The organism is uncultured Eudoraea sp., assembly GCF_947258525.1.
GTDB lineage: Bacteria > Bacteroidota > Bacteroidia > Flavobacteriales > Flavobacteriaceae > Eudoraea.
On record NZ_CAMYIP010000098.1, the window covers coordinates 1 to 10511 of the forward strand.

The 10511-nt window shown below is 38.6% G+C and carries 11 protein-coding genes; 4 read left to right on the plus strand and 7 right to left on the minus strand.

Annotated elements, in window-relative coordinates; genetic code table 11:
- From Q0X89_RS07575 to Q0X89_RS07590, 4 genes are all read right to left on the minus strand, one after another.
- The coding region (locus tag Q0X89_RS07575; protein WP_367177027.1) for a putative PEP-binding protein at window positions 1-666 on the minus strand (666 nt) is incomplete at its 3' end.
- Window positions 614-2296 carry a phosphoenolpyruvate synthase gene (gene ppsA, locus Q0X89_RS07580; RefSeq protein ID WP_297692757.1) on the minus strand — a complete coding sequence of 561 codons (1683 nt, stop codon included), beginning with the start codon at window positions 2294-2296 and terminating at the stop codon, window positions 614-616. The genes Q0X89_RS07575 and ppsA, both read right to left, overlap by 53 nt.
- 40 nt (window positions 2297-2336) lie before the next feature.
- Window positions 2337-4376 carry an adenylate/guanylate cyclase domain-containing protein gene (locus Q0X89_RS07585; RefSeq protein ID WP_297692759.1) on the minus strand — a complete coding sequence of 680 codons (2040 nt, stop codon included), beginning with the start codon at window positions 4374-4376 and terminating at the stop codon, window positions 2337-2339.
- A gap of 122 nt (window positions 4377-4498) precedes the next feature.
- Window positions 4499-4954 carry a pyridoxamine 5'-phosphate oxidase family protein gene (locus Q0X89_RS07590; protein ID WP_297692761.1) on the minus strand — a complete coding sequence of 152 codons (456 nt, stop codon included), beginning with the start codon at window positions 4952-4954 and terminating at the stop codon, window positions 4499-4501.
- A gap of 357 nt (window positions 4955-5311) precedes the next feature.
- Here Q0X89_RS07590 and Q0X89_RS07595 point away from each other — a divergent pair, with 357 nt between their 5' ends.
- The 4 genes from Q0X89_RS07595 (at window position 5312) to Q0X89_RS07610 (ending at window position 8198) form a co-directional block, all read left to right on the plus strand.
- On the plus strand, window positions 5312-5515 hold the full coding sequence (locus Q0X89_RS07595) for a dodecin family protein (protein ID WP_297692763.1): 204 nt from the start codon (window positions 5312-5314) through the stop codon (window positions 5513-5515).
- 188 nt (window positions 5516-5703) lie between these two features.
- Window positions 5704-6342: a class I SAM-dependent methyltransferase gene (locus tag Q0X89_RS07600; RefSeq protein ID WP_297692765.1), complete on the plus strand. Its 639-nt coding sequence runs from the start codon at window positions 5704-5706 to the stop codon at window positions 6340-6342.
- The gene (locus Q0X89_RS07605) at window positions 6339-6749 is read left to right on the plus strand and encodes an archease (protein ID WP_297692767.1); all 411 of its coding nucleotides are present in this window, start codon (window positions 6339-6341) and stop codon (window positions 6747-6749) included. The genes Q0X89_RS07600 and Q0X89_RS07605 overlap by 4 nt, the downstream gene beginning before the upstream one ends.
- Window positions 6750-8198: an RtcB family protein gene (locus Q0X89_RS07610; RefSeq protein ID WP_297692769.1), complete on the plus strand. Its 1449-nt coding sequence runs from the start codon at window positions 6750-6752 to the stop codon at window positions 8196-8198.
- On the opposite strand, the gene Q0X89_RS07615 is transcribed toward Q0X89_RS07610, so the two are convergent.
- The 3 genes from Q0X89_RS07615 to Q0X89_RS07625 form a co-directional block, all read right to left on the minus strand.
- Window positions 8195-8830 carry a phosphoribosyltransferase gene (locus Q0X89_RS07615; protein WP_297692771.1) on the minus strand — a complete coding sequence of 212 codons (636 nt, stop codon included), beginning with the start codon at window positions 8828-8830 and terminating at the stop codon, window positions 8195-8197. The two genes, Q0X89_RS07610 and Q0X89_RS07615, sit on opposite strands and share 4 nt — an antisense overlap.
- A 7-nt stretch (window positions 8831-8837) precedes the next feature.
- On the minus strand, window positions 8838-9488 hold the full coding sequence (locus Q0X89_RS07620) for an alpha/beta hydrolase (protein ID WP_297692772.1): 651 nt from the start codon (window positions 9486-9488) through the stop codon (window positions 8838-8840).
- A partial coding sequence (locus tag Q0X89_RS07625) for a polymer-forming cytoskeletal protein (protein WP_297692774.1) occupies window positions 9488-10511 on the minus strand: 1024 nt, incomplete at its 5' end. The genes Q0X89_RS07620 and Q0X89_RS07625, both read right to left, overlap by 1 nt.

The following is a 10511-nucleotide window of genomic DNA, read 5'->3' on the forward strand; positions in this document are numbered from 1 at the left end:
CGGATTAAAGGATATACTGTTTATACCTTCTTTGACTAAAAATTCAGCGAATTCCGGAAAGTCACTTGGTGCCTGACCGCACAAGCCAATCTTTGTATTGGTTTTTCGTGCTGAAGCTATGGCCATAGAGATCATCTTTTTAGCAGCAGGATCGTTTTCATCAAACAATTTGCCCATTAATTCTGAATCGCGATCAATTCCCAAGGTCAGTTGTGTCAGATCATTAGAGCCTATGGAGAATCCGTCAAAAATCCCGGCAAATTCTTTTGCTAAAATAACATTACTGGGAATTTCTACCATGGTATAAATTTCAAGACCATTCTCTCCCTTTTTCAATCCGTATTCCTCCATAATGGCCACGACCTTCTTACCTTCCTCTAGTGTTCTGCAAAAAGGAACCATTACCTTAAGGTTGCTAAGACCCATAGTCTCACGTACTTTTTTAATAGCCGAACATTCAAGGGCAAACCCTTCTTTATAGAGTTCGCTGTAGTATCTGTACGCCCCCCTAAAACCCAACATGGGATTTTCTTCTTTGGGTTCAAAAGCCTTGCCACCTATGAGGTTGGCATATTCGTTGGTTTTAAAATCGCTCAACCTAACGATGACCTCTTTAGGGTAAAAGGCTGCAGCTATAGTAGCTATACCCTGTGAGAGTTGATCTATAAAATAGTCCTGCTTGTTTTTGTAGTTCTATTTCAGTGGTATTTTTTAAGTCATCAAACTTAACCAGCGCCATTGGATGCACTTTTACGGAATGTGTTATTATAAACTCCATTCTCAATAAGCCTACCCCATCATTTGGATAAAATGATAATTGAAATGCATTTTCAGGATCAGCCAGGATCATTTTTGCTTCTGTATGCGGCATCCTTATGTTAGAAAAGTCTATTTCCTCTTCACTAAAATGAAGTTTACCTTCATATATGTAACCTGTTTTACCTTGTGCACAAGACAAGGTTATGGTTTCGCAATCCTTAATAGTAGTTGTAGCTTTTATACATCCTACAATTGCGGGAACACCCAGCTCCCTTGCTACAATGGCGGCGTGACTGGTTCTTCCTCCTTTATTGGTAATTATGCCCCCAACCTGTTTTAATAAGGGGTCCCAATCTGGTGTAATAGTATCTGTAATAATAATGTGATCCTGAGAAAGGTTTTTGGCATCCTGAGGAGAATTCAACAGACGTGCCATCCCTACTTTTATTTTCGAACCCACTGCATTTCCTGTAGCCAATACTTTGCCCTTTTCTTCCAGTCTGTATTGTATAAGGAGATTCTTGTTCTTACTATGGTGCACCGTTTCAGGACGAGCCTGAATGATATAGAGTTCATCGGTGAGCCCATCCTTAGCCCACTCGATGTCCATAGGTTTCCGGTAGTGTTTTTCAATAACTGAAGCCCAATTGGCCAAAGTGATTATTTCTTCATCAGATAATACAAATTGGCGCTGTTTGGGTAGCGGTGTATGTATATTTATTGTTGGATTATTTTCTTTGGACTTTGAATAGATCATGGTCAATTTCTTATCCCCCATCCTTTTTTGAATGATAGGAAATTTACCCTGTTCCAGAATTGGTTTGAATATATAATATTCATCAGGATTGACAGCTCCTTGAACAATATTCTCACCCAATCCCCAAACACCTGATAGCAAAATGACATTCTCAAAACCAGATTCAGGTTCAATGGTAAAACCTACCCCGGAACAACCTTTATCTGCTCGTACCATATTTTGAACTCCTACAGAAAGAGCAACCTCTTCATGTTTAAAGCCTTTTTCATCGCGATACTTTATAGCCCTGTTTGTATATAGAGAGGCAAAGCATTTTTTAACGGCCCCGAGCAATGCGCTTTCCCCTTCAATATTGAGAAATGTATCGTGCTGGCCAGCAAAACTTGCTTCAGGCAGGTCCTCAGCTGTGGCACTACTTCGTACAGCAACTGCACAATTTTCATTCTCTGATAACCCCTGATAGGCTTCAATAATTTTTTGTGAAAGATCTGAGGATAACTTTCCTCCCAATATCAGATTACGGGCCTTCTCCCCTATTTGATTTAAATTAGCATAGGTTTGGGTATCTAATTGGGTTAATATAGTTTGCAAAGGATTCCTCAGTGAATTGTCATCCAAAAAATCCCAAAATGCATGGGAAGTTATAGCAAAACCATTTGGGACATTTACCCCCTGAGAAGTAAGTTCATTATACATTTCTCCCAAAGAGGCGTTTTTACCCCCTACCCAAGGAACATCCTGTATGCCTGTTTCGTTAAAATGTTTGATATATTTTTTCATTAGCTGTTTCTTATAATGATCTTTATAATCTATTGATATGTTATTTTTTTATAGGCAAGTCCATTTTTTTCAGAAGATCCCGGAATCCTGGCTCCTCACGCAAAAAGTCAAAAAGGGGATCTATACTAATGTAGGGCATATTACTATCATGTTCTTCATATGCTTTTTCAAGCCAATACAAGGCCTCTTCTTTCATTTCTGCACGGCAAAACAGGGTGAATATTTGCCACGAAGGAAAATAGATCGAATCTCTTTGTGAGATCATCATCTCGGCGGTGCGCTGCATGGCCAATTGGTAGCCACCTTCTTTAAATCCTTGTTCAAGAGATTTCAAGGCCAGTTCATTTTCCTTTAATATGTATATTTTTTTTGCAATATCAAGTGCCTTTTCGGTATCTCCCAATTCCTGATAGACTGCCCATAAAGCAGGGAGTGCAATGCCTTGATCCGGTTCTATTTCATATAGTTGTTGCAACAATTCCAGCGCTTCATGAAATTTACCGGCATTTTTGAGTGCTTGCCCATGGATAGACATATATAAGGTATTAAATGGATCTAGTTCCATGGCAAGTTTACTATGCGGGAGCCCTTTTTCGGGATCACCCATAATTGCCAGAAAATGGGAATAATAGGCCTGTGAAAAAGCATAATTTGGATTTATTTCAATTGCTTTTAGAAATTCTTGTTCAGCTTTCTGCCAATTCCAATCACCCCAGGTGTATTTGGTAGCCATTCCTGCACGAATTTCTACCAAGGAACTGTCCAGCATTATTGCCTTTTTTCGGGCAACATTAACTTTCTCGGAAACTTCATGATAGGGTAAAAATCCATGTTGCACATATCCTCCCCAGGTTCTGGAAATACCCAAATAAGCAAGGGCATAATTAGGATCAATTTCACTAGACAATTGAAAATAACCCATGGCACGGTCCAGATCAGGTTTTGTACCTAACTCCCAATAAGCCATACCCCTTAGATAAGCTTCGTAAGCTTCAGGGTCTATAGGTTTGGCTTCAGCTAGTAATTTTTCTTCCATAGGAGTCAAATTTAAATTGATTTGCTGGGAGATCTCTTTGGCAATTTTCTTAGATAAATTCGAAAGTTGCTCCTTCTCAATGTTGAATTCGTGCACCCACAACTGCTTTTCTTCCGGAAATGCACTCACCAATTTTACCTGAATACAAATATTATCACCGTAGCAAGACAGGGAAGTTTCTATTGCTGCGTCTATTTTAAGCTCTGTGGCTATTTGAGGAATCGATTTCTCTACATTGCGATAGGCATTGGCAGTTCGCTTGGAAGGGACTCTCAAGGCACTTATTTTACCTACATCCCCAATTAATGCATCATGCATACCTTCGACAATATATTCCAATGAGGTATCGCCTGTGAAATTGTCAAAGGGCAGAATAAGTAAAGAAGATATCGCAGGAGCCTCACTTTTGAAGTAACTTTGGAACCACAGTACATTTGCAATAATCAAAAACAACAAAATGATATAGACATAAACCGACCTGCTAAGCTTATGAAACAAGGATCTTCCTTTAAGCTGCTCTATTTTAGTAGCAGAAGGAACTGGCAATCCATCTTCAAGAATACAATACGTGTTTACCGGAAAATCAACATTTTTTAATTTGACTTGTCCTAAATATTTAGTTCTGATAGTACTTTTAGCGCGAATAGCTTTTTGAATAGATTCAGATATATAAACGCCCCCAGGATCTGCGACCGATTGTAATCGGGATGCTATATTTACACCATCGCCAAATATATCCTTATGATCAAAAGTAATGTCGCCAAGATGTATTCCAATCCGAATTTTCTCTTTGATTTGGTGTCTCGATTGTTTTTGTATTTCTATAGCGCACAACACCGAATCAATCGCAGTATCAAACTGGGCCAACATACCGTCACCCATTTCTTTAATAAGTATGCCTTTGAATTGCTTAATATTTTTAATATGAATATCCCGGCTTTTTCGCAATACTTCCAACGCCATATCCTCATCTGATCCCATCAAAGCAGTATAGCCGACAATGTCAGTAAACATAATTGCAGCTAGTTTTCTTTTTGCTGACATTGTAGATCTTATATTTTAGTTTGTTAAATCACAAACGTTAGTTACGTAATTATCAAAATAATTGTGCGTGGATCAAAAAGAGAGCATAGATCATAAAAAAATAATGACATGTTCTAACTATTTCAAGAATTTCTGTATTTACCTGTAATCTCATGTATATTTATCCTATAGACTATTGGAATGCCTTGACCATAGAGTTTGCTCGAAAATTCACTAATAAATTCCGGGTGTGCACCTTCTTTTTGTTCTACTAATTTTTTTACCTTTTGGGCAAACTCATGCAATAAGTACTTTGCATCAATTCCCTGCAGTTCTTCAAACGTACCATGTACATTTACAGAACGCCAATTATTTACAGACTTAATTTCTTCTACTTCGAGGGAGACCAGATCATTTTTTCGCATCGCATCAATCTTATGGCCTTCCGCAGAATACCCTATGATTGAATTGCTTTTCTGATTATAGGAATAGGTAATAGGCAATATATAAGGTTCCTTATGAGATATAAATGCCAAATGCCCAATATAGTTATTGTTCAATAACTCTATACATTCCGTGGTTTCCAAATTTTTAATCATGATATCATTTTTGACGGTAGTCATCTTTTCCATATGGTGATAGGTTTAAACACAAATTTAACCCGAAGGGTACACTAACGAAATGATGGAAATCAGTTGGTTGAATATACCGGCATTCTAATTATGTTATTCATGACCTATCTCCAGGATATGATGTATAAATCTTGTTGGAAGCAAACCACGGAATGATCCAAATCATTGTAAGGTGCTTATCAAAGAAATACTTTTGGCTAAATGTTCCTTAAAAGAAGAGCCTGGACGATTTGGTTAAGCGTCGTAGTAAATGGTAATTCAGTTTAAGAGAACAATATCTGTTAAGAGCCCTGCCCAATTTGTAAACAATTAAAATAAATAATTATGTCAGTATTAAAAGTAATAGAAGTTTTAGGAAACTCTACCGAGAGTTTTGAGGATGCCGTACAGAATGTTATTAATGAAGCATCAAAAACGGTAAAGAACATTAAATCTGTTTATGTTCAGGATATGCAAGTGAGTGTAAAAGACAACAGTATCGCCGAATATCGAGTAAATACGAAAGTAACTTTTGGTATTATGGACTAAAAGGTTCTTTTGTTTAATTTACACAATATGCCGTTCAAGGTAAGATCTCAGCTTTGAACGGTTTTTTAATTCCTCTGGCTAATGAAGGTAAGTTAAAAATAATCTAATGGCATGTTAAAATCCATTGGACTGATTTAGGTCATTTTGGATTCCCTTTTTTCTTTTCATATTGAGGTAAAACAAAAGATATGGCAATTATAGAAACATTTGACACGCATGTGTCTCAGTATGAAAAATGGTACGATGATCATCCGGAGGTCTATCAATCAGAAGTTTTGGCCCTTCAGGAACAGTTTTTGGAACTGCCTCAAAACATTAGCGGTATAGAAGTTGGACTTGGTACCGGGAGATTTTCAAAACCATTAGGAATTAAGGAAGGGATAGAACCATCGAGGGAAATGGCTGCAAAAGCCATTAAAAGAGGTATTGAAATTATGGAAGGAACTGCGGAACATCTGCCCTATGCCGCATTACAATTCGATTTTGTCCTTTTTGTCACAGTCTGTTTTCTAACCGATATAAAAAGAGCCTTACGAGAAGCACATAGGGTACTTAAGCCCAATGGAGCTATTATCATCGGGTTTTTGGATAAAGAACGTAGTGTGGCCAAACAATATATAGACAAAAAGAACCAAAGTAATTTCTACGGAAATGCCAGGTTTTATACTGTGGATCGATTAACCAAGGTTCTTAAGAGTACGGGATTCAAGGATTTGGTATTTAATCAGACCCTATTTGGAAACATGGAAGATATTGAGGAAGTTCAGGTTCCAAAGAAAGGGCACGGAGAAGGTTCATTTGTTACAGTCAAGGCAATCAAGAAATGAGTCATTTACTGAAACATACAGCCGATGTTGAAATTGAAGTGAGTGGTCGTACACTACGAGAACTTTTTACGAATAGTCTGGATGCAATGTGCGATATTCTGAAGGAAGGTGGCTGTAAGACCATTAGTCATTATGACTGTTCAATGCAGGTTGTTGTTTCAGCTGATGACTGTACCAGTTTATTGATTGATTTTTTATCGGAAGTATTGTCGCTCTCCAATATTCAGAAATCTCTTTTTTGTAGTGTTTATTTCTCAGAACTAACAGAAAACAAGGTAGAAGCTCAGTTATATGGTATTTGGTTTGATCAATTCGACAGGGAAATAAAAGGAGTTACTTACCATGAAGCCCGCGTTAAAAAGAATGACCAAAATAATTGGGAAACCCATATAATCTTTGATATTTAGATGAAGAAAGTTGAAAAAAAAGATATTCTGAAAATTGAGGATTTCCTGTGGGAAATTCCGAAATCTTTTCGAAATAACATGCATGTACCGGCCTGGATTCTGGCCAGTGAAATACTGTTGGACGATATTATGGAAGACAGATCTTTAAACCAATTGGTAAATGTGGCCTGCCTTCCTGGTATCAAAAAAGCATCCCTGGTAATGCCCGATGTTCATGAGGGATATGGTTTCCCCATAGGCGGGGTAGCTGCCACGTCTCATCCTACAGGGGCAATTTCGCCCGGGGGAATAGGCTATGATATTAATTGTGGAGTTCGGCTGCTAAGTTCCCAACTGCAAATAGAGGATGTAAAAGATCAACTGGAAGATTTAGTTCATGAATTAAATAAAGAAATCCCTACAGGACTTGGAAAAGGCGGTACAATTAGACTTTCCCAGGAGGAAATGGAAAATGTCCTGGCAATAGGTGCTGAATGGGCCGTGGAACATGGTTATGGAACCCTAGAAGACCTTGAATATATTGAAAGTAAAGGGAAATTAGCGGATGCCTCACCCAAGGCAGTTTCTGCAATGGCCAAAAATCGGGGACACGATCAGTTGGGTACCATTGGTTCGGGAAATCATTTTGTAGAAGTAAGCTATATCACTGAAATTTTTGATGATAGCATTGCCAAAACCTACGGTTTAAGAAAAGGTCAGGTAACTGTAATGATTCACACAGGATCCCGGGGGTTGGGTCATCAGGTTGCAACGGATTATATTCGTTTAATGATGACTGCCATGGCCAAGTATGATGTGAAAATGCCCGATCGTGAGCTGGCCTGTGTTCCTTTTGATTCTCCGGAGGGACAAAACTATTTTAAGGCGATGTGCGCAGCGGCAAATTATGCCTGGTGTAACAGACAGTTAATTACCTGGGAAGCCAGGAATGCATGGGCAAGAATCTTTGGCAAAGAAAACGGTGCCTTAAAACTAGTCTATGATGTGGCCCATAACATTGCAAAAATTGAGACTCATAGCATTAACAATGAACTACAAAAAGTTATTGTACACAGAAAAGGAGCCACCCGTGCGTTTGGACCAGGTTTTAATGAACTGCCCAAAAAATATATTGATGCAGGACAGCCCGTAATAATACCCGGCAGCATGGGTACTTTCTCTTATGTACTGGCAGGCACCTCCAAAAGTCATGAACTTACTTTCGGATCTTGTTGCCATGGAGCAGGAAGAAACTTATCCAGAACTGCTGCCAAAAAAGTAGTGAATGCACCGGTCTTAAAAAAACAACTACAAGAAATAGGAATTTTGGTGGAGGGATCCTACAGGGGAATTGCTGAAGAAGCACCAATCGCTTATAAGGATATAGAACTTGTGGTGGATACCGTTAGTGCCTCAGGAATAGCAAAGAAAGTTGCAAAACTCAGACCACTAGGGGTTATAAAAGGCTAATGCTCTTTGTATTCGTTGCTTTCCTGTAACAAATTTATGGCTTCTTCATCTGAGACCTGATCAAAATACTCATAAAACTGACCAACCGCCATAAAATCGTATGGGGTATACAAGCAAACTACCTCGTCTATAAAGGATGAGCTTTCCATACTTTTAATTGCCGAAGGAGGGGCCACAGGAATAGCTACGATCACTTTTTTAGGTTCATGAGCCTTGACCATTTCTGCGGTTACGCGAATTGTATTACCTGTAGCAATTCCATCGTCAATAATTATTACGACCTTATCTTTTAATTCCTGCGGCTTCCGGTTTTTATAGTATTGCTGATGTCTTTTCTTTAATTTTTCCCTAATGCGAGTAGTTTCTTCTTCAATATATCGCGTATGTACTCCGGCAACATCATTCAGAACAATTTGATCCATGCTTACAGCGCCAATGGCATATTCCCTGTTGTAGGGATGTCCTATTTTTTTAGACAGTGCAACATCTAAAGGGGCGTTCAGGGTTTTTGCGACTAGCGCGCCCAAAGGTAAGCCACCTCTGGGTATAGCTAAAACCACTGCGTTTTGATCCTTATAAGGTAGTAACTCATCTGCCAACTGTAACCCTGCATCAATTCTATCTTTGAACATTTTTCGTCTATTTTATTTGTAGATGATTTGTAAACCATTTTGCAGATAAAGCCGCTACTTCCTCTAATTTGCCTTCTTCTTCAAAAAGATGTGTAGCTTCCGGGATAATTTCCAGTTTCCGTTCACATCTCAATTTGTCATAGGCTTTTTGATTTAGTCCAATTACCACTTTATCCCATCCACCAACAATAAATAGTGTGGGTGCAGTTACCTCATGCAACTCGGACATGGCAAGATCTGGTCTACCTCCCCTGGAGACCACAGCACCAATGTCATCGCCAAAGTATGCGGCAGCACTTAATGCAGATGCAGCTCCTGTACTTGCTCCAAAATAAGCTAATTGAAGTCCTTTGGTTTCCTTCTGCATTTTTATCCATTCTGTTACGGCAATTAGTCTTTGAGTTAACAGGTTAATATTGAAGCGGGTTTTGTAAAGCCGATCTTCTTCCTCTGTTAGAAGATCGAACAACAGGGTGCCTAACCCCTCTTGCTGCAATACACTTGCCACATAGTTATTTCTGGGACTCAAGCGGCTACTACCGCTGCCATGGGAAAAAAGCACCAAAGCTTTGGCATTCTCGTGCACTGAAAGATTTCCTTTTAAAACGACTTTTTTTACAGGGATATCTATTGATATATGTTCTTCTTTTAACAACATTATTGCGCTATTTTAAGTTTGTTTTTTCTCTTTTGTAAGTAAAGAAGGAAGAATAATCCGTAAGCGATGGCAATTACTACTATAGAAACTAAACCACCCAGGAAGGGTATCAAGGTTAGTAAACGGAGTACAATAGCTATTCCTATTGATACGAATACTATAGTCCAGAAATTCCAATTCCTGTCTTTATTTAAATAGTGGGCCATCAATAAGGCTGCTACTAAATGCCCAAATAAAATACTGAAAATGTATAATACAAGCAGAAACAGGCCAATAGGAATACCAACAACTAGAATAAATGTAAGTACAATGAGCAAGGGCATACCTAAGAGATAGATCAATCCATAAACAAAACTATTCAACAGTTCTTTGTCTAAATTGGCGACTGTATTTGCGAAAAAATCATTGAAAGCCCAGTTCAGCAAGACTAAAATTAAAAATGCTGAAATGACATAAAAGACCCAAAGCCCAAATGCGACCACTCCAAATCCCTCCCAGGGAAAAGGTTCTATTTCGGGTATAAGGCCCTCATTGTAGGTAGCTTTTGAGTTTATTAGAGAATTTTTAAAATTAAGTTCTTGGTCTTCAGACCAATACTCCACATCACTTAGAAATCTGGCATTACTGCCAATTTCAATATCCTCGGCTGCTATTCGAGAGGCACCAGATATTTCACCGTTTATTAAAATTTTCCCTCCATTCAGGTATGCATCTTCTCCCACTTTACCATTGAGTACAAGTTCACCGGAATAGGATTTAAACATTCCCTTCACTTCTCCGTTCATTTCAATATTTCCGGCAAAATTGATCAGATCACCATGTATTTTAGCATCTTCAGTGATCGTTACATCCCCTCCTGCCAAAATCACATCATCACTAATTTCAGAATCAATGATTAACCTTCCCCCTGCAGCACGTTTTTCATGTTGAACACGATCATGCGATTTTCGTGCGTGTACACTTTTTTCATGGATTGCGGGATTTTCGTACCAGATCGTAAGCAGCCTTGATCTGCTGGGTTTT

Excerpts from the sequence above, each read along its gene's own strand:
- ppsA (WP_297692757.1), bottom strand. The coding sequence starts at position 2,296 with ATGAAAAAATATATCAAACATTTTAACGAAACAGGCATACAGGATGTT.
- Q0X89_RS07585 (WP_297692759.1), bottom strand. The coding sequence starts at position 4,376 with ATGTCAGCAAAAAGAAAACTAGCTGCAATTATGTTTACTGACATTGTC.
- Q0X89_RS07605 (WP_297692767.1), top strand. The coding sequence starts at position 6,339 with ATGAGTCATTTACTGAAACATACAGCCGATGTTGAAATTGAAGTGAGT.
- Q0X89_RS07600 (WP_297692765.1), top strand. The coding sequence starts at position 5,704 with ATGGCAATTATAGAAACATTTGACACGCATGTGTCTCAGTATGAAAAA.
- Q0X89_RS07610 (WP_297692769.1), top strand. The coding sequence starts at position 6,750 with ATGAAGAAAGTTGAAAAAAAAGATATTCTGAAAATTGAGGATTTCCTG.
- Q0X89_RS07620 (WP_297692772.1), bottom strand. The coding sequence starts at position 9,488 with ATGTTGTTAAAAGAAGAACATATATCAATAGATATCCCTGTAAAAAAA.
- Q0X89_RS07615 (WP_297692771.1), bottom strand. The coding sequence starts at position 8,830 with ATGTTCAAAGATAGAATTGATGCAGGGTTACAGTTGGCAGATGAGTTA.
- Q0X89_RS07595 (WP_297692763.1), top strand. The coding sequence starts at position 5,312 with ATGTCAGTATTAAAAGTAATAGAAGTTTTAGGAAACTCTACCGAGAGT.
- Q0X89_RS07590 (WP_297692761.1), bottom strand. The coding sequence starts at position 4,954 with ATGATTAAAAATTTGGAAACCACGGAATGTATAGAGTTATTGAACAAT.